At 45.6% G+C, this 18,882-nt stretch carries 14 protein-coding genes and 1 pseudogene; 8 read left to right on the top strand and 7 right to left on the bottom strand.

The window, feature by feature from the left end; genetic code table 11:
• The first annotated feature begins 34 nt into the window (after positions 1-34).
• Positions 35-994 carry an aminoimidazole riboside kinase gene (locus tag AB6E54_RS04435; RefSeq protein WP_017076936.1) on the top strand — a complete coding sequence of 320 codons (960 nt, stop codon included), beginning with the start codon at positions 35-37 and terminating at the stop codon, positions 992-994.
• Entirely contained in the window at positions 991-2,436 is a 1,446-nt protein-coding gene (locus AB6E54_RS04430) for a sucrose-6-phosphate hydrolase (RefSeq protein WP_017076935.1), read from the top strand. Before AB6E54_RS04435 ends, AB6E54_RS04430 begins: the two co-directional genes overlap by 4 nt.
• Positions 2,437-2,560: 124 nt before the next feature.
• Here AB6E54_RS04430 and AB6E54_RS04425 read toward each other — a convergent pair.
• Both AB6E54_RS04425 and AB6E54_RS04420 read right to left on the bottom strand, forming a co-directional pair.
• A pseudogene (locus AB6E54_RS04425) lies at positions 2,561-4,003 on the bottom strand (N-acylglucosamine 2-epimerase).
• A gap of 143 nt (positions 4,004-4,146) precedes the next feature.
• Complete coding sequence (locus tag AB6E54_RS04420; protein WP_372106765.1) at positions 4,147-4,794, bottom strand: glutathione S-transferase family protein; 648 nt, start codon at positions 4,792-4,794, stop codon at positions 4,147-4,149.
• 98 nt (positions 4,795-4,892) lie between these two features.
• Here AB6E54_RS04420 and AB6E54_RS04415 point away from each other — a divergent pair, with 98 nt between their 5' ends.
• Positions 4,893-5,744: a LysR family transcriptional regulator gene (locus tag AB6E54_RS04415; RefSeq protein ID WP_372106766.1), complete on the top strand. Its 852-nt coding sequence runs from the start codon at positions 4,893-4,895 to the stop codon at positions 5,742-5,744.
• A gap of 15 nt (positions 5,745-5,759) precedes the next feature.
• Here the strand turns inward: AB6E54_RS04415 and AB6E54_RS04410 are convergent, their stop codons facing one another.
• The gene (locus AB6E54_RS04410; protein ID WP_104216023.1) at positions 5,760-7,550 is read right to left on the bottom strand and encodes a sigma-54-dependent Fis family transcriptional regulator; all 1,791 of its coding nucleotides are present in this window, start codon (positions 7,548-7,550) and stop codon (positions 5,760-5,762) included.
• 327 nt (positions 7,551-7,877) lie between these two features.
• Between AB6E54_RS04410 and AB6E54_RS04405 the strand changes: the two genes are divergently transcribed.
• A complete protein-coding gene (locus AB6E54_RS04405) occupies positions 7,878-9,398 on the top strand; it encodes an aldehyde dehydrogenase family protein (RefSeq protein WP_137002175.1) in 1,521 nt (506 codons plus the stop codon).
• Between the two features lie 124 nt (positions 9,399-9,522).
• Here the strand turns inward: AB6E54_RS04405 and AB6E54_RS04400 are convergent, their stop codons facing one another.
• Together AB6E54_RS04400 and AB6E54_RS04395 are read right to left on the bottom strand one after the other, a co-directional pair.
• Positions 9,523-10,260, bottom strand: coding sequence for an NUDIX domain-containing protein (locus AB6E54_RS04400; protein WP_372106767.1), 738 nt, complete (start codon positions 10,258-10,260; stop codon positions 9,523-9,525).
• 224 nt (positions 10,261-10,484) lie between these two features.
• Positions 10,485-10,886 (bottom strand): hypothetical protein, encoded by a 402-nt coding sequence (locus AB6E54_RS04395; RefSeq protein ID WP_017061631.1) that lies wholly within the window; start codon positions 10,884-10,886, stop codon positions 10,485-10,487.
• A gap of 420 nt (positions 10,887-11,306) precedes the next feature.
• Between AB6E54_RS04395 and AB6E54_RS04390 the strand changes: the two genes are divergently transcribed.
• On the top strand, positions 11,307-12,275 hold the full coding sequence (locus AB6E54_RS04390; RefSeq protein WP_372168760.1) for an aminotransferase class I/II-fold pyridoxal phosphate-dependent enzyme: 969 nt from the start codon (positions 11,307-11,309) through the stop codon (positions 12,273-12,275).
• Between the two features lie 77 nt (positions 12,276-12,352).
• Here the strand turns inward: AB6E54_RS04390 and fghA are convergent, their stop codons facing one another.
• Both fghA and AB6E54_RS04380 read right to left on the bottom strand, forming a co-directional pair.
• Positions 12,353-13,192 carry an S-formylglutathione hydrolase gene (gene fghA / locus AB6E54_RS04385; RefSeq protein ID WP_017061633.1) on the bottom strand — a complete coding sequence of 280 codons (840 nt, stop codon included), beginning with the start codon at positions 13,190-13,192 and terminating at the stop codon, positions 12,353-12,355.
• 154 nt (positions 13,193-13,346) lie between these two features.
• A complete protein-coding gene (locus tag AB6E54_RS04380; protein ID WP_102575971.1) occupies positions 13,347-14,495 on the bottom strand; it encodes an S-(hydroxymethyl)glutathione dehydrogenase/class III alcohol dehydrogenase in 1,149 nt (382 codons plus the stop codon).
• A gap of 510 nt (positions 14,496-15,005) precedes the next feature.
• On the opposite strand from AB6E54_RS04380, the gene AB6E54_RS04375 reads away from it, so the two are divergent.
• From AB6E54_RS04375 to AB6E54_RS04365, 3 genes are all read left to right on the top strand, one after another.
• Positions 15,006-17,141 (top strand): metallophosphoesterase, encoded by a 2,136-nt coding sequence (locus AB6E54_RS04375; protein ID WP_372106768.1) that lies wholly within the window; start codon positions 15,006-15,008, stop codon positions 17,139-17,141.
• Positions 17,142-17,170: 29 nt separating this feature from the next.
• The gene (locus AB6E54_RS04370; RefSeq protein WP_372106770.1) at positions 17,171-18,079 is read left to right on the top strand and encodes an IS5 family transposase; all 909 of its coding nucleotides are present in this window, start codon (positions 17,171-17,173) and stop codon (positions 18,077-18,079) included.
• A 370-nt stretch (positions 18,080-18,449) separates the two neighbouring features.
• Positions 18,450-18,794 carry a multidrug efflux SMR transporter gene (locus AB6E54_RS04365; RefSeq protein WP_065584843.1) on the top strand — a complete coding sequence of 115 codons (345 nt, stop codon included), beginning with the start codon at positions 18,450-18,452 and terminating at the stop codon, positions 18,792-18,794.
• Positions 18,795-18,882 lie beyond the last annotated feature (88 nt).

Below are 18,882 nucleotides of genomic sequence, written 5' to 3'. Positions count from 1 at the left end.
GGTTGTCATGATTTTCAGTTTTAAGGTAAGAAAGATGAATCAAGTTTGGGTAACTGGAGACGCTGTTGTCGACCTCATTCCGGAGACAGATAAGACATTGTTGAAATGTCCGGGCGGTGCGCCTGCTAATGTCGCGGTAGCGATTTCTCGTCTTTTAGGCAAAAGCGCCTTTTTCGGCCGAGTGGGTAACGACCCGTTTGGCACATTTATGGAAGTGACTTTGCAAAACGAAGGTGTGAATGCCGAACGTTTGGTGAAAGATCCTGAGCAGCGTACGTCAACTGTGGTGGTGGACCTTGATGACCAAGGCGAACGCAGTTTTACGTTTATGGTGAAGCCAAGTGCAGACCAGTTTATGTCTGTGGATGACATTCCTGAATTTAAGAAAAACGAATGGCTACACGTCTGTTCAATCTCTCTGGCTAATGAGCCAAGTCGAAGCAGTACCTTTGAAGCCATCCGACGCATGAAAGCAGCTGGTGGTTACATCAGCTTCGATCCAAACCTTCGCGATGAAGTGTGGCAAGATCCATCTGAAATCAAGCCTGTGGTAATGAAAGCGGTTGAGTTGGCGGATGTGGTTAAATTCTCTGAAGAAGAGTTGGATTTCTTAACCGGTTCAACTTCGATGGAGCAAGGTTTGGCTCATATTGCAGATCTTAACAACACGCTTGTTCTGGTTACACAGGGTGCGAAAGGTGTTTGGCGAGTATTTGAAAAGCAAGGTGTGTTGATGTCAGGTAGTTCAGTGACGCCAGTGGATACTACAGGGGCAGGCGATGCTTTTGTTGGCGGCTTGCTTGCAAAGCTTTCTCAACATGATGAGTGGAACAATCAACAAGTCGTCGACTCTGCAATTCAGTGGGCGAATGGTTGTGGTGCACTGGCGACAACGCAAAAAGGCGCAATGACCGCACTTCCAACGCAAGAAGCTCTAACTCAGTTTATTCAAAAAAACTCTTCAAATACGAATGCCGTAGAGGAGAGTGTATGAGTTTGAACTCGAACTGGACAGTAGAGCAAAGATATCGTCGTATAGAAGATATTTCTCAAGAGAGTATTGATGCGATGGTAGAGCTTCGCAAACAAGACTCTGGCTATCCAAGCTACCATGTTGCGCCTAAGTTTGGCCTGCTCAATGACCCAAATGGCTTGTGTTTCTTTAATGGAGAGCACCACTTATTTTATCAGTGGACGCCGGTTGGTCCTGTCCATGGCATGAAGTATTGGTACCACCTTTCAACCAAAGACTTCGTTCATTTCGAAGACCACGGCATAGGCCTACACCCGGACCAAGATTACGATTCTCACGGTGTTTATTCTGGTGGCGCATTGGTTGAAAACGGCAATGCACTGCTGTTCTTTACGGGTAATAAACGTGATGAAAACTGGCAACGAGTCCCAACTCAATGTTTTGCCAAGATGTCTGCCGACGGCAAAATAGAAAAGCACGGCGTGGTTATCGAAAACGATCACTACACCGAACATTTCCGTGACCCAAAAGTGTGGAAGCAGGGTGATGATTACCTGATGGTTGTAGGGGCACAAACACCTCAGGAGACAGGTTCAATGGCGTTGTATTGCAGCCGTGACCTGATGAGTTGGCAACACAAAGGCCCAATTCAGACTCGTTACAACAACCTTGGCTATATGTGGGAGTGCCCTGATTTCTTTGAAATAGATAATCAGTCGGTGATGCTATTTTCTCCGCAAGGCGTGTCTAGTGAAAACCCATACGACTTCAAAAATATCTATTCTGTGGCTTACATTTTGGGTGACCGCTTGAACCTAGATACGGCGAAACTGGAAAATCATCAAGACATTGCGCAGCCAGATTACGGCTTTGATTTCTACGCACCACAGACTTACTTAGATGATAAAGGTCGTCGCATTTTGATTGCTTGGATTGGTCTGCCTGAGATTGATACACCTTCTAATGCGCATCAGTGGGCGGGCATGTTGTCGTTACCACGCGAACTTCAAATCCAAGATGGCTATCTTGTTCAGTCTGCTTTACCTGAATTGAAAGCGCTACAGGGGGAAGCTGTTACGATTGAAAATGCTCTTGAATTGGATACAACCAGCTTCATGGTTGAGCTCGAAACGGATACTGACGAGTTTGAGTTTACACTTGCCAACGTTGCGGGTGATAACATCGTGTTCAGTGCGGCAGATAATGAGTTCATTCTTGATCGCAGCAATATGTCTCAACTCTACGCTGAAGAGTTTGGGTGTGTTAGAAAAGCGCCGAGGTTGAGCGCCAAGCAAACCATCGAGGTCTATGTCGACAAGTCGGTCATCGAAATATTCATCAATTGTGGTAAGCACACAATGACTAGCCGCTTCTTCATTGATGATTTAAGCATGCTGTCCATCAAAGGTGACGTAAAAACCGTTTATCGTTCAATGAGCCCAATTGAAGGGCTAGATGATTAAGCCATCTTTGTTTCACCAAAAAGCCGCTGCCCAACAGCGGCTTTTGTTTGAGTCTGTTGCATCGTGTTGTGCAGGCTTTCTGAGCTTATCTGTTGCTCCAAGCAATTCAGAACCAATACCAGCGCTAAGGTCGAATGTTATTGAAGCTGACCTTCTGGGTTCCGTCGTCTAGGTTCTCTAACTCAACCACATCCCCTTGATAGTAATACGGTTCCATTGGCATATTGCTGTTGGTCGGTCTTGCGTAGTGCAATACAGCTAGTTTAGCGTCAACTTGCTGAGCATATAAATAGCCAATCAGCGCATGTTCAAATTGGTGATAACCATTACCCCAATGGAAAGCTTTAGTACGCTTAGGATCAAGCCCAACGCCACCGTATTTGTGGTCGACCCAAACATCATGAAAGGTCGGTAGGGTATATTGCAGGACGTCTTTCATTGAGCCATCGACCAGCGAAACCGTCATGGCCGCTTGATCAAGTTCAGCCTACTCCCATGATGACGCCCACTGACTGTGCGGTCTGCTTTGCCAGCCCGTGATATCTTGCCCTTGCCACATTTTCTGAAGTCGCTCACCAAAGTAGTTAGATACATTGGCAAAGTCTTTCTGATATTGCGCCTGATCCAGAGTGTGTTTCATGCCGTCTAAACCAAACTCCGACCAATCGGAATTATCTAATGCATGACCGGTTAGATAGGTCATCCAATATGCTTTGATGGTGTGCCCAAAATCGTTGTGATTGGCATTCGGTATCATCGCAGCTTTATCGTGAATAGCCCCGTAGAAGCGTTGTTGATCTTCAGAATGGTATTGGTCAATCATGGCTTGCGTGAGCCAGTTTAAGTCATCAAGCCATTTGGATTTTACGGGCTCTTTGAGCAGAGGTGCGACGAGCAACATGTAGCCGTTTATCTGATCAAGTTGCGCGACCAGTTCGCGTCGTTTTGCACTGCCATCTTCACCGTCAGCAAGTACCCAAGCAAGACCGCTGTTGTCGCTAAGTCGATATTTATCAAAGATAAAAGCTTGTTGTGCGATGAGAGCCTCTTCTACCTTTTTGTCTTGGGTCAGGTAGTAGTACATGGCAAGGCCAACTAATGCATAGGCTTGATCTTGAGAGGTACGCTGCTGCCAATCTTGGCCTACTTTGCCCTCTTTTGTGTAGCCAATAAAGCCACCATTTTGCTTATCTTCTAGCTGATCAATGATGTAGTAGGCACCTTGTTTGGCAAGAGCTAAAGCTTGTTTGTCTCCAGTAAGGTGATAGAGCACGCCGTAGGCATAGGTTTGACGTGACTTCATCCGCGTAAATTCCTTGCCAAAGTGCGGTGTGATCCAGCCTTTGTTCAGTTCAGGACACACATCAGAAACATCGAGCAAGGTGCCATCATCACAGCGGAAAGTAGGGAAGTTGCCTACCGGTTCTCCCTGAGCACTAGGCATCAGCCAATAAGGTGCAAGCCCTTCAGAAGCATGATTGATCCACTCTTCTCCAGTGGGAAGAGTGACATTGGCAGATACAGTGAAACTGGCCACGCTGAGTAATGCGATCGTTGCTCGTAACATGATGTTTATCTTAATGATTTGAATTTAGTTGAATATAAACAATCGCATCTGCACATTGTGATTCGGTGATCACAATCGACCAAATTATTAAGGTTTAAATAAAGGCTCACAGACTAGTGAGCCTTGAAAGGGTGTTTTGTATTTTATACAGGCTTGCCTGCCTCGTCCTCTTCAACCACATCGGTTTCTAAGCTTGCCTCTGCCAGCCATTTTTGTATTGATGGGCTGCTGAGCACGCGTTGTTGATACTGTGATGCCTTTTCGGAAAGTTGGATGCCATAGGTTTCTACACGTAAAGCCACAGGTGCAAACATCGCGTCGGCAATCGACCATTCACCAAATAACCATCCCTCTGGGTATTGTTCCATTTGTGCAGACCATATTGCATCAATACGAGCGATGTCTTTCAGTGCGTCTTCACTCAGTGTGAGCTTTCGTTGTGCGCGGCAGTTCATCGGCATTTCATTTCTGACGGCAAAGAACCCAGAGTGCATCTCGGCGGAAATTGCTCGGGCATGGGCGCGTTCTTTCACTGAGCTAGGCCACGCTGCACCGTCCAAATAGGCATCGTTAACGTATTCGAGAATCGCCAATGAATCCCACACCGCAACATTACCATCAACTAGGGTTGGAACCTTGGCCGTTGGCGTCACTTTCGCCAGAGTGTCGTAAAAATCAGAGGTGAATAGCTTGAGCTTGATGACTTCTGTACTCAGGTTGTAGTTGTCGAATATTAGCCATGCGCGCAGTGACCAAGTTGAGTAGTTCTGGTTTCCAATATAAAGCTGCATCGTTGCTTCCTTGCGTTTGGTGAGTATGCTTTTGAGCTTAGGGGATTGTATTGCGGAGCACTAACGGATAATTTTGATGCAATACATTAATAAAAACGATGGGTGGTGATTTCAATATGGATATTGATGCTTTGCGAGGCTTTCTCGCGTTTGTGGAAACCAGTAGTTTCACTCGTGCAGCGAAACAGATAAATCGTACCCAATCGGCATTCAGTGCTCAGATGCGTAAGTTGGAAGAAGAACTCAACGTCACTCTTTTCCAGAAAGAAGGACGTAATTTAATACTGACTGAAGCTGGCTTAGCGCTGCGTTCTCATGCCGAACAGTTGGTCGCCCTCCACAACACCGCCCTCAAGCAAGTAAAGCGTTATGAAGACAAACAACCTCTGCGACTCGGCTGCCCTGAAGACTACAACGACACCATTCTTCCAAAAGTGATTCGCCTGTTACAGCAAGCAGAACCTACCTGTTCCATTCAAATATTTAGCCTACCAAGTATTAACCTCAGAGAGTGGTTAGATGATGGCCGTTTAGATGCGGCGATTGTCACCAGAGCGCCTGATAGTGAAGAGGGTTACTGGCTTACACATGATGTGGGTGTTTGGATAAGCAGCCCTGACTATGCATTCGATGAGTCTAAACCAGTCCCACTAGCCTTGTTTCAGACCGATTGTAAGTACCACGCAGCGGCAGTGAATGGCTTAACCAAGCAGGGCACGCCTTATCAGTTATTGGCGTGTAGCAATACCGCTTCAGCGCAGCGTGCAATCGTGAAAGCAGGATTAGCGATTGGTGCGATGGGTAAGCTAAGCGTGACTTCAGATTTGAAAATTCTTGATGATATGCCGCCGTTGCCTTCGGTCGATATTGTGCTGATCCTAGCGAGTAAGCATCACCCGGTATTGGATAAAGAAGTGCTCTATCAACTTGTGGAGCTGGGTTCTGAGTAGCTTAGGTTCATCTTCCTATTGGAGGATTCCCAAGCTTTTCAATTTTCGATAAATGGTATTGCGGCTGATACCGAGTATTCTCGAAGTCTTACTTATGTTGCCTTGGTTGGCTTGATAAGTTTGCAACAAGGTTTCTTCAACGGTGCTTCTTAAATCGTTACTCGCTGTACCTTTTATGGCATTAGAAGTCATTAGCTGATGCTGATTATCGTGTGCTAATGACGTGAGATGTTGAGCAAGGTGGCTGGGCACATGCTCGAGTGTGAGTTGGGGTTCATCACTTGCTAATAGAGCAGCAACCTTAAGTAAGTTGTCTAATTCGCGGATATTACCCGGCCAAGAATAGGCGCACAGTAAGCTCATCAAGTGCGGGCAGATTGTCTGTTCGTCTTCGGCGTATTTACGATGAATGTGCTCGATTAAAGCGTGCTTGTCTTGTCGGTGTTGTAGGCTTGGCAAGGTGAAGGCTAAGCCATTGAGTCTGTAATACAGGTCTTGCCTAAACTCACCTGTTGCGACTAACTGCTCGAGGTTTTTGTGAGTTGCAGCGATGATCTGACAATCGACTTGATAGCTTTGATTAGAACCAACTGGCACCACGGATTTGTCTTGCAGAACATGCAGTAGTCGGCACTGAGCTTCTAAAGGCATGTCGGCGATCTCATCTAGAAATAGAATCCCTTTATCTGCTTGACGGATCTTACCTTGGAAGCCCTTGTGGCTTGCTCCCGTAAAGGCGCCCGGCGCGTAACCAAACAGTTCAGATTCGATAAGGTCTTTAGGCAGCGCGCCACAATTTACCGCTACCAAGGGCGAAGACTTACGCTGGCTTTGCTTGTGCAGCGCTTTAACAAACTCGCCTTTGCCAACTCCTGTTTCTCCTAAGATCAACAAACTGATCCCTTTATCGATTACCTTGTTGGCTTGCTGCCAAGCGTGTTCGATTTGTTGCTCGCCATGGTGCAAATCACACGATGCTGAAATGGAGCGCGTGCGTTTGGTGGTTGGTTGTTTGAGGTGTTGTTTCTCAAATACAAAAGGCGTGTCTAATGAGGTTCGGTTGAAGAGGGTATCGATACTCTCACCGACGATCGAGGTTTGATCCAATAGTTGAGAGGCGACCTGATTGTGTGCCACCACCTCCCCAGCTTCATTGGCTATTACAATCCCTTGCCAACCACTGTGTAATAACGATTTCTCACATGCGAGGTCGATGCGAGTGGTGCCTTGTGGGATGTGGCTCAGTAGCTGGTTTTCAACAAGCTGAACCATATTTTGAACCAGTAGCTGCACCGAACTGTCGTGCTGTTGCTGCTCACTGGTAATGTCCAATACGCCAACCATGTTCCCTTGGTGATCAAACACAGGGCTTGCTGAACAGCTGATAAATCGATGCTGGTGGATGAAGTGCTGCTCACCAATGATGGTCACGGGTTTAGCTTCAACAATCGCGGTGCCAATCGCGTTGGTGCCCTTAAGTTGTTCCTGCCAACACGCTCCTGAGCTGAGTGCAATTGATGTCAGCTTCTCCTTAAACCGCTCCTGTCCCCAACTCGCCAGAATCACCCCTTCAATATCGGTCAGAATCAAACGACTGTCGGTACGAGCAAACATCTGATTAAACAAAGGCAGCGCATTGCGTTCGACGATGTGGATCAAGTCAGCCGATTGATGACGTCGCTGCTTAAGAATCGATTGTGGTAGGCGAATGTCTTCAGGAAGTCGTCTCTGTTTTAGACCCGCTTCTGTGCTGCGGTGCCAAGAGGACGAAAGCCAATCTGAGGTGTTTGCTTGTTGAAGGTGCATGACTGTTCCATGTCGTAACAGTGAGGGTGTACCAATTTGGAACAGTTGAACACTGGAGTGGTTTCCATACGTCCGTTCAATGCCAACTCACTTTGGGTTGTAAACGTTTGGCAATCATAGTTTTACAATTTATTAACAACAAGTTTTGAAGTTCTGGCGTGTGATTTGCGTTGTTACTGTTGTGAAGAAAACACGAAGTATCAGTGTTTTAAACAGAAAGCATAAACATGGGCGTCTCGCCATGAGTTCTTTTCTCAAGGGGAGCCGCCACAAAAATAAGACAGCTCTAGCTCAATAACGAATATCAAATCGAAGAAGGATCTAACTATGATTTACGCACAGCCGGGTAGTGACAACGCAGTGGTGAACTTTAAAGCTCAATACGATAACTTTATCGGTGGCGAGTGGGTGAAGCCTGTCAGCGGCGAGTATTTTGATAACACTTCCCCAGTGAATGGTCAGGTGTATTGCCAAGTGGCACGCTCAACCGAGGCAGACATTAGCTTGGCACTCGATGCGGCGCATGCGGCTCGTGCTAGTTGGGCTGCGACCAGTGTGACAGAACGTTCCAATATCCTACTTAAAATTTCCGATCGCATTGAAGCGCACCTAGAAGAAATCGCGGTGGCGGAGACGTGGGAAAACGGCAAGCCTGTGCGTGAAACTCTAGCGGCAGACATCCCGTTAGTTGTTGACCACTTCCGTTACTTTGCAGGCTGTATTCGGGCGCAAGAAGGCAGCGCAGCCGAGCTAGATTCAAACACCGCGAGCTACCACTTCCCAGAACCCATCGGTGTGGTGGGGCAGATCATTCCTTGGAACTTCCCGATTTTAATGGCGGCTTGGAAATTGGCGCCAGCACTGGCTGCGGGTTGCTGTGTTGTGATGAAGCCAGCGGAGCAAACACCGACATCGATCTTAGTGATGATGGAGAAGATCGCTGATCTTCTACCTGCAGGCGTAGTCAACATCGTCAATGGTTTTGGTAACGAAGCGGGTCAAGCGTTAGCAACCAGCGATCGTTTAGCGAAATTGGCCTTTACCGGTTCGACAGAAGTCGGTCACCACATCTTGAAATGTGCGGCTGAAAGCTTGATTCCATCAACGGTTGAGCTTGGCGGTAAGTCTCCAAATATCTATTTCCCAGACATCTTTAACCATGAAGACGAATACCTTGATAAGTGTGTCGAAGGCATGTTGCTGGCGTTCTTCAACCAAGGTGAAGTGTGTACCTGTCCATCACGTGTGCTGATCCATGAATCGGTGTACGACAAGTTCATCGCCAAGGTGGTCGAGCGTGCTCAAACTATTAAACAAGGTAACCCGCTAGATACTGATACTCAGGTTGGCGCACAAGCTTCAAAAGAGCAGTTCGATAAGATTCTGAGTTACCTTGAAATCGGTCGTCAAGAGGGTGCGAAAGTGCTGACAGGTGGCGAAGTTGCGCAGCAATCTGATGATCTCGGTAATGGTTATTACATCCAGCCAACCATGCTGGAAGGGCACAACAAGATGCGAGTATTCCAAGAGGAGATCTTCGGTCCTGTTATCGCGGTGACGACGTTTAAAGATGAAGCAGAAGCACTCGAGATAGCCAATGATACCGAATATGGCTTGGGTGCAGGCGTGTGGACGCGTGATGCAAACCTCGCGTATCGAATGGGTCGCAACATTGAAGCCGGCCGTATCTGGGTGAACTGCTACCACGCTTACCCAGCTCATGCCGCGTTTGGTGGTTACAAGAAGTCGGGTATCGGCCGTGAGACACATAAGATGATGCTCGATCACTACCAAAATACTAAGAACCTGTTGATCAGCTACGATACTAACCCACTAGGATTTTTCTAAAATAGATAGGTTCTAGAGCAGTGTATTAGGAAGTCACTAACAGCGAGTTGGTTTAAATAAAAACATAAACGAAAAGCAAAACGCCAAGTTCTTATGAGCTTGGCGTTTTTATGTTTGAAGTGATCTAGTTATTCGAAAAGAAGACCTCTGGCTTGTGGACTGGACCATAGTTGCCTTCTAGTTGGGTAAGTTCTAATCCTTGTTTGCCTATCAAAGAGCCGACCAATTGGCGGTTAAACGGGTAGCTGTCGGGGTTGTTAATATATTCTTCAACATCTATCCATTTAGCTTCTGCAATTTCATCAGTGTCTTGAATCGCAATTTCTTGAGTTTGAGCGATAAGGTGACAAATAAAGTAGAGGTTTGATTTACCGAATTGATACGGGTGTCTTGTCGCCATGCCAACCACAGAAACGAACGTTGCCTCGATACCGGTTTCTTCCAAGGTTTCACGAACCACCGATTCTTCAATGCCTTCACCCAACTCAATATGACCGCCCGGTAATTTGTAACCCGTCATGCCGTGCTCTTTGATCATCAGAACTTGATTGTGTTCGTTAGTGATTAACGCACCAGCACCCAAGGTGTGGGTCGGAATGAAAGGCACAAACTCTACAATCTCGGATTTGTGGATCAGCGTAATCTCGTCTTCTAAGCAGTTGTGAAACACAAAGCCAAGCTCAGTCGCCACCGGAATAAGGTGCGAGAGTGAAATAGGTAAGCTAATCCAAATAATGCCTTTGCTATTCTGCTTTGAAAATTCGGTGATCTCGCTGAGTTCGGCATTGAATGAGTCAACATCGTGAGGGGCTGTTGCTGGGTCAATGATGATGCCGTTAAATTTGTCGAGCGTAAATTCCACGGGTGATCCTTTATTATTTTGATTTATTGGGCGTCGAGCATGGTCTGAGCTTATCGTATCTAAAGAGCTTATAACACCTTGAGAGCAAGGGCAGCAGTGAATCAAAAGTAGGCAATGCAGTTTATGTCGAACGGGTCGGGATAAGTGGAGGGTGTTGCTAGAAACAAAAACTGCGCTTGGAAGCCAAAGCGCAGTTTTAAAATGAGGTTTATTGCAGTTCGATTTTAACGAATATAGTTCGCGTTAATACTCACGTACCAGTGTTGAAGCTTGCCATCAGATTTCTTGATCCACAAATCGTTGGTGTAGCTATCAATCTTGCCGTTAACCGTAAGGTTGAATGTGTTCTCGTCGAATTCGCCAAGCTTCACGAACTGGTCCGTGGTAATCAGGAATGGGTCCATGTCGTCTACACCAACCACATCTGAAATCACATAGTAGTGGTAAGTCAGCGGCTTGCTCGCATCATTCGGGTTGCTGCGATACGCAACAAGCTTGAATGGTTCCGTTAATGGAACGTCGAGCGTTTGCTTGTCCATGGTCGCTGGAATTGGAATAAACAGCCAAGCGGTAAACAGACCGCTCAATAAAACCATCAGGAAGAAAAGAGTCTTAATTGCTTTCATAGCAACCTTCAAAATATGGGGGATGTTAATGGGGCTATGGTAACTAGGGAGAGTAAAGATGCAAGCTCTGTTATTACCCTATCTTATCTCAGCTTAATCTAGCGCAAAGAAAGCGGTTCGGTTAACTCGAAATGTAAACACGAGTGCTTAACTCTTGATTATGGCTTAAGAGAATTCGTTATTTGAACCAATCTTGGTTTTTAACCAGTCTCTCGAAACAAGGCGAAGAACTGTCGCGAAATGACCTATATAGATAAAATTCAGTACGATAAGAATAGCGCATGAATATTTTTTGAGCGTTTTCTTATACATTTAAATCCACGGTTAAGTGGCGAATACCATTCTTATGTCGATCACTCATTTCGTATCGATTGTTCACTTGGCTCCAATCCATTTGGCGCACCAGAAATTCCTGAACATGTGATCAAAGATATTATCTACGGTATTGATAAGTACTATTGCCACAGGGAGCTTTCGGAGCTGACTTATCTGACTCGCCAGTTTATTGGGATTGAAGATTGTCGTATTACGTACACCACGGGCTCTCTTGGGGCGCTAGAACTTATCTTCAATAAACTTATCGATCACAACAATCGCACCATGATAGGCATTGGCCCTCAGTTTGTTGAAGCAGTATCAGAGTTCACTTTGGTGGGCGGGAAGTACCAGTCCATCAACATGTTTGATTATCAAAACGAGTCGGATCTGTTCGGTGTGTTGGCATCAAAAATAAGCAGTCAAAATCCTGCCTTGGTGTATATCGATAATCCCAACAACCCAACGGGTCGAATCTACGACAGAGCTTATCTGGTCGAGATAGCGAGAGTATGTGAGCGTTCTGGCGCTATTTTGATTGTCGACGAGGCATATGGTGAATACCTGACCCCTGAGCAGTCTATGCTCGATCAGACCTTAGTCTTGGACAACTTAATAGTTTTACGAACCTTTTCTAAAGGTTTAGGGCTCGCTGGGATTCGACTCGGTTACTTAGCCAGCAGTGAAAACCTGACTTCTGCAATCGAAGCTGCGGTGAGTGTGTTTACGCCGACTTACCCCTCAATAAAAATCGCATCGGCGACCTTACCCAATGCAAAACACTTCTTAGAAATGAACCGCAGCAAAACTGAATACTTTAAGCAGCAAATGATCGGCTTGTTGTCTGAGAACAATATTGAGGTGGTTGGCACGTCAATATCGACGCCCATTATGTTGTTGAAAAAGAGAGGAACTCACCTTTCAAAGCTATTTGAGAGTATCGGTATTAAGACATGTTCGGGTGTCGATTTTGCTATTACGTGCGACGCGATGACTGAAGAGTATGTTCGATTACGAATTGTTGGCAATGATATAGATTTAGAAGCGTTAAAGCAGCGTATTAAGCAGTTATAAAAGCAACCGTTATAAAATCAGTAGGCATAAAAAAGCCCGCACCTTGCGTTTACAAAGTGCGGGCTAAATTCATCTGGCTACTTGTTTAAGTAAGCAGCGTGGAACTCAATGTGTTCATCAATAAAGCTAGAGATGAAGTAGTAGCTGTGGTCGTAACCAGGCTGCATACGTAGATCTAAATCGGCATTGGTTACCTTAGCGGCTTCGACTAATTGCTCAGGTTTAAGCTGTTCAATCAGGAAGTTATCGGCTTCACCTTGGTCGACCAACATTGGCAGTTTAGTGCCTTTGGTTTTTAGAAGCTCAGAGGCATCGTAGTGTTTCCACTCTTCAATATCCAAGCCTAGGTATTGGTTGAAGGCTTTTTGTCCCCAAGGGCATTGCATTGGGTTGGTGATTGGGCTGAATGCAGAGATAGAACGGTAGCTATCTTCGTTTTTAATGCCAATCGTTAGGGCACCATGTCCGCCCATGCTGTGACCAGAAATCGATTTTACGGATGTAACAGGGAAGAACGACTCAATTAATGCAGGGAGCTCTGTTACCACGTAATCGTACATGTGGTAATGGCTGTCCCATGGCGCTTGAGTGGCATTCACATAGAAGCCTGCACCTTGGCCGAGATCGTAATTTTCATCGTCGGCAACACCTTCGCCACGTGGGCTAGTGTCTGGTGCAACAATCGCGATGCCTTGCTCAGCCGCGGCTTTGAAAGCGCCGGCTTTTTGCATGAAGTTTTCATCGGTACAGGTTAAGCCTGACAACCAATACAAAACAGGAACTGGGTTTTCTTTGCTTGCGTTAGGTGGCAAGAAAATCGCAAAACGCATGTTGCAGTCAAGCGTTGCAGAAAAGTGGGTGTATTGTTTGTGCCAACCACCAGCAACCTTTGCTTGGCTAATGTTTTCGATTGTCATCTATTGTGCTCCGTTAGGTTGATGGTTTGGGAGTAAATTTGTCTATATTACATAAAGTTTCACCACCCACAGGGCAGGAGGTGGTGAAGACAGTTTGTTGCTATTCATTTGTAGCTGTGGCCTCGATGCTCGAAAGAATCGAGGCCAAGATGTGTTACTTATCCATGTGTAGAACAGTACGGATAGATTCACCTTTGTGCATTAGGTCGAATGCTTCGTTTACGTCTTGCAGACCCATTGTATGAGTGATGAACTCTTGAAGACCAAACTCACCCGCCATGTAACGGTTTACGATTTCTGGAAGCTCAGAGCGGCCTTTAACACCACCGAAAGCAGAGCCACGCCATACACGACCAGTCACTAGTTGGAATGGACGAGTTGCGATCTCTTGGCCAGCACCTGCGACACCAATGATGACTGATTCGCCCCAACCTTTGTGACAGCACTCAAGTGCTTGACGCATCACGTTTACGTTACCGATACACTCGAAAGAGTACTCAACACCACCGTCTGTCATCTCAACGATAACGTCTTGGATTGGCTTGTCGAATTTAGTTGGGTTGATGCAGTCAGTCGCGCCAAGCTGTTTTGCTAGCTCGAATTTGCTCTCGTTAATATCAACACCGATGATGCGGTCAGCACCAGCCATGCGAGCACCAATGATTGCAGAAAGACCGATACCACCTAGGCCGAATACAGCAACGTTGTCGCCTTTTTCAACTTTAGCTGTGTTAAGTACCGCGCCCATACCCGTAGTTACACCACAACCTAGAAGACAAACTTCTTCAAGTGGTGCTTCTTTGCTTACTTTCGCTAGAGATATTTCTGGAAGTACTGTGTACTCAGAGAAAGTCGAGCAACCCATGTAATGGAAAATTGTTTCGCCATTGATAGAGAAGCGGCTTGTACCGTCTGGCATTAGGCCTTTACCTTGCGTTTCACGAACCGCTTGGCATAGGTTAGTTTTACCAGATTTACAGAACTTACATTCGCCACATTCAGCTGTGTAAAGTGGGATAACGTGGTCGCCAATCTCAACACTTGTAACGCCTTCGCCGATCATCTCAACGATACCACCACCTTCGTGACCAAGAATTGAAGGGAAGATACCTTCTGGATCGTCACCTGATAATGTGAATGCGTCAGTGTGACAAACACCAGTAGCAACGATGCGAACTAGAACCTCACCAGCTTTAGGAAGTTGTACATCAACTTCTTCCATTTTTAGTGGCTCGCCAGCTGCCCATGCAACCATTGCTTTTGATTTGATATGCGTTTGACCAAGTTTAATTTCGATTGTCATTGGATGTTTCCTATATATGTCAGTACAGCGGATAACTGTGCAATTAAATTCAACCCGTTAAGCGTAGTTGAGCTTAATTGTTTCCGCTCTCTCGTTTTGTTGGAGCTAGTATAGGTGTGAGTGCATGTTTTGATAATCCCCTTAAATAGAAAATGATTATTACTTATTTGTAATAATAAGTATGGAGAGCTGATCTGTTTTCCCTGTGATTACTTTATTCGGATCGAGCCGGTTTTTGATGAAGGGCTACTTATTCAAATAGTCGGAATGCATAGTTGTCATTGATGTTTGAGGGGTTGTCTTATGGCGGCTTATATATTAATAACTGATTCGTACGATAGAGTCATCAATACTCATGATCATTACTAACTAATTGAATTTTAAGGATTGAAGCAATGTCGCATAAGCACTCTGTATGCGACGTTTTGTAAGATATCAGAAACAATAGTGTCATTTTTCTCACCTAATCTCCTCGCCAAATTTTGAGTTCTAACTTTTTGGGAAGAGAAAATGAAAAAGAGTACATTGACCGTACTGTCAGGCTTGATAGCAACAGCTTTGGTCGGTTGCAATTCAAGTTCGCCAAGTGATGACAGCGGCAATATGGATAGCGCAGTGCAAGTGGCGTTCATGCCTGATATCCATTTCCATGATGTTTACGGTGATTTTCAGGATGGCTCGTTCGCAGGGTTGCCGAATGCAATCAGTGGTAAGAATGCAACGATCAGAACGATGGAGTCTCAGATGAACTCTACCCGTCTATTCAACGAAAACTATTTCGCGATGATCGCAGCGCTTGATGATGTGGTTGAGCGCGGAGTGAAGTACGTAGCACTGCCGGGGGACTTCAGTGACGACGGTCAGCCAGTACATATGCGTGGATTAGTGAGCATTTTTGACCACTATCGTGACACGTACGGCCTTGAGTTTTTTGCAGCGCCTGGCAACCACGATCCAGTGAGGCCATTTACTATACCTGCGGGTAAGTCGGACTTTTTGGGAGAAGGGGGTAAGAACCAACGTATTTATAGTCGGGGTAAGGAAGAGTGTGTTGGCTATGAAGATGAGTGGACAACCATTCCCGGTGACGGCGATAACCTAGCAACCATCTGTACTGAAGAAGTGCGTGAGTGGGGCTATGAAGAGATCATGAGTATCCTTGGTACTCACGGCTTCTACCCTCAGCAAGATTATCTCTACTTTGAAACCCCTTATAGCAGTGCGCAAGCTCGTACCAACTACAGCTATGAATTAGCGAAAGAAGAAGCAGCTTTTGATAAGCGCATGTACGAGATCTGTTATGAAGGAACAGGTGGTAGTTATAAAGAGAATGGCTACTCAAGTTGTTCTGAAGTGCCGGATACCAGTTACTTAGTCGAGCCAGTCAAAGGCTTGTGGCTGTTGGCCATTGACGCGAATGTTTATCGCCCTAAAGAAAATTCGTCTGATAGCTCTGTAGACGGAAACACGTTTGATGGATCAAGCAGCGCTGGCTACAACATGATGCTGACTCACAAAGAACATGTGATCGATTGGATCTCTGATGTAGTAAAAGCAGCCAAAGAGCAGAATAAGACGCTTGTTTCCTTCTCGCACTTCCCAATGACAGATTTCTACAACGGTGCCTCTGAAGAGATTGAAGATCTGTTTGGTGAAGGAAGCCATCAACTGGCTCGTGAACCAGATGACAATACTAGTCGTACACTTGCTGCAACAGGATTGAATATCCACGTTGGCGGTCATATGCACTTTAACGATACTGGTAAGAAAAGCTTCAATATCGATGGTGTTCAGCACACGCTCTTTAATATCCAAGCGCCATCGTTAGCGGGTTACATCCCAGCTTACAAGCTGCTGAACATTCGCCCTGATAACCAAATCGAAGTTGAAACTGTGGTTATCGATCAAGTTGAACGTTACAACGAACTATTTAGTCACTACGAAGAAGAGCATGAGTACTTAACAGCAAACGCAAGTAATGAGGAAGAAGAAGCTAAGATATGGGATATCAATATTCTTGATTCAAAGAGTTACTATGAACTCACCGACTGGCATATCCGTGAATTAACGCGCTTGCGTTTCCTTCCTAGTGATTGGCCAATCGAAATGCGTGAAATGATCATGCACATGAACGGTGAAGAGATGATGATCATGTCTCAACTAGAAACGCAGTTCACGGTTTGTCAATTAGCTGACAAGTTGGGTTATCCAGTTGAAGGCTGCACTGCAAATGGTGTCGTTGATGAGGAACAGTTCCAGAAAGATTGGCAGGCAGCCAAAGTAGAAGCTGAGGTTTTGGCAACTACTGAGGGGTTAAGCTTAGCTGACTTTGCAGAGTGGAGTGGTGAGCTACTAGCAACCGATTTCTACCGACTACGTAATGCAGACGAACTGGCGTTCCGTGATATCGGTGAAACACAACTACGCCAATACGAACTGCTAAGCCGCGAGCTTGCCGAGTTTGATGGCACAGTGGATTCAGAGCTAGGTGATCTTGGCCAATATACAGTGGGAGAGGTATTCCGCTCTCGTTTCGGTAGCTTGTTCGTGATTCTTGAAAAATTCGCAACAGGCCAAGCAAGTGACCACTTCTTGATGGCGTTGTTGCCTAAATTAGTTGAACCTTTTCCAAGTCCTGTGATCTGATCATTTGAAACGATTGGAATGGTGGTGATATGGGTAAAGCAAACAAGAAGATAACTAACTGGACGGAGTACAATAAGGCTCTTTGTAAACGTGGTTCGGTTACATTCTGGATAGATGATTCAGCCGTAGATGCATGGCGATGCAAAACTCATCATGGTAAGCGTGGGAGAGGCTTTCAGTACTCTGATACAGCGATTGAAACCGCCTTGATGATTAAGGGCATCTTCTCTCTTCCTTTACGTGCTCTTCAAGGCTTTATCGACTCTATCTTTGAGCTATTAGATGTTCCACTAACGTCCCCTGACTACACCTGTATCAGTAAACGCTCGAAGACAGTTCAGGTCAAATATCGCAATAAATCGAGAGGGGCTATTCGCCATATAGCCATTGATTCTACTGGCCTCAAAGTCTTTGGTGAGGGGGAGTGGAAAGTGAAAAAGCATGGTACAGAAAAACGTAGGACATGGCGCAAACTGCACTTAGCTGTGGATGTGGATACTCACGAAGCGATTAGTGCGGAAGTCAGTCTTGTAAATGTAGGCGATAGTGAAGTGTTACCGACGTTACTCAACCCACTACGTAGAAAGGTCGCTGCCGTATCCGCCGATGGAGCATATGACACAAAAAATTGCCACGAGACTCTGAAAAATAAAGGCTGTACTCCGTTAATACCGCCTCGAAAGAATGCAGCTCTTTGGGAAGACGGTCATCCCAGAAACAAAGCGGTAATAGCTCTGAGAGATGGAACAATATCGGAATGGAAAACAGAGTCTGGTTATCACTATCGTTCAATATCTGAGACTGCTATGTCCCGATATAAAGGACTAACAAGCGATAAATTGAGCTTGAGATGTTACAACGCTCAAGTGGGCGAAATCATGGCGAATGTCAAAGCGATTAACAAAGTCATAGGACTAGCTATGCCCGTTAGAAGCTAACGGCTAGCTACATATGGTGTCGTTGATCTTCAAGCTGATTTGATGAACAACGCCCTTCTTGATTGATATCGACCAGCAAACCCTGACCGATCTTAAAGGTGAAGTGAAGCGCGATATCCTAAGAGGCTCAACGTCTGCAAATTAAGCGCTTTTGCCGATTAGATGATTAGATGATTAGATGATTAGATTGATGAAGGGTCTGCTAGCCACGAATTAGTGGGCTCTTTTTTTGTCTAAGCGTAGGTTTAATCGAGAATTACACCTAAGAATTTTTAAGGTGCATCATAATAATTACTTGCTGAAAATCGCATGAATCGGAAATAAAACTACAATATTCTGAGCGCCGTATTTTATTGTTGTGGACTTAAACATGCTTTTATCTCTCTCGCCTCCTGTGATGCTGTCACTTGCCATTGTATTTGAAGTTGTCGCGACTTCTCTATTGCCTAAAACGCAGCAATTTACTTCTTTGCCCGCGACTGCCGCAGTGCTAGTCGGTTATGGCTTTGCTTTCTATCTGTTGTCTCTCACGGTTCAAACTATGTCTTTAGGTGTGGCATATGCGGTTTGGTGTGGGGCAGGGATAGTGCTAGTCGCAGCGCTGTCTTGGCTGGTCTACGGGCAAAAACTCGATATCTTTGCGATCATCGGTATCGCTTTGATTTTGGTGGGCGTCGTGATTATTAACTTGTTTTCGACGTCGGTGAGTCATTAGGGGCTAACTCGCTTTTGCCCCTAAATTGGTTTAGCCAAAAAGTCTGCATTCACAGTCGAGTGGTTTTTGGCCTAATAGAACTAATCTG

The sequence above is a fragment of the Vibrio sp. 10N.247.311.49 genome (genome assembly GCF_041467655.1).
GTDB lineage: Bacteria > Pseudomonadota > Gammaproteobacteria > Enterobacterales > Vibrionaceae > Vibrio > Vibrio crassostreae_C.
The sequence above is the reverse complement of the archived record's forward strand: the minus strand, read 5'-3'. Positions and strand labels throughout refer to the sequence as shown.

Excerpts from the sequence above, each read along its gene's own strand:
- AB6E54_RS04435 (WP_017076936.1), top strand. The coding sequence starts at position 35 with ATGAATCAAGTTTGGGTAACTGGAGACGCTGTTGTCGACCTCATTCCG.
- AB6E54_RS04380 (WP_102575971.1), bottom strand. The coding sequence starts at position 14,495 with ATGACAATCGAAATTAAACTTGGTCAAACGCATATCAAATCAAAAGCA.
- AB6E54_RS04375 (WP_372106768.1), top strand. The coding sequence starts at position 15,006 with ATGAAAAAGAGTACATTGACCGTACTGTCAGGCTTGATAGCAACAGCT.
- AB6E54_RS04410 (WP_104216023.1), bottom strand. The coding sequence starts at position 7,550 with ATGCACCTTCAACAAGCAAACACCTCAGATTGGCTTTCGTCCTCTTGG.
- AB6E54_RS04430 (WP_017076935.1), top strand. The coding sequence starts at position 991 with ATGAGTTTGAACTCGAACTGGACAGTAGAGCAAAGATATCGTCGTATA.
- fghA (WP_017061633.1), bottom strand. The coding sequence starts at position 13,192 with ATGACAATCGAAAACATTAGCCAAGCAAAGGTTGCTGGTGGTTGGCAC.
- AB6E54_RS04420 (WP_372106765.1), bottom strand. The coding sequence starts at position 4,794 with ATGCAGCTTTATATTGGAAACCAGAACTACTCAACTTGGTCACTGCGC.
- AB6E54_RS04370 (WP_372106770.1), top strand. The coding sequence starts at position 17,171 with ATGGGTAAAGCAAACAAGAAGATAACTAACTGGACGGAGTACAATAAG.
- AB6E54_RS04365 (WP_065584843.1), top strand. The coding sequence starts at position 18,450 with ATGCTTTTATCTCTCTCGCCTCCTGTGATGCTGTCACTTGCCATTGTA.
- AB6E54_RS04405 (WP_137002175.1), top strand. The coding sequence starts at position 7,878 with ATGATTTACGCACAGCCGGGTAGTGACAACGCAGTGGTGAACTTTAAA.
- AB6E54_RS04415 (WP_372106766.1), top strand. The coding sequence starts at position 4,893 with ATGGGTGGTGATTTCAATATGGATATTGATGCTTTGCGAGGCTTTCTC.
- AB6E54_RS04395 (WP_017061631.1), bottom strand. The coding sequence starts at position 10,886 with ATGAAAGCAATTAAGACTCTTTTCTTCCTGATGGTTTTATTGAGCGGT.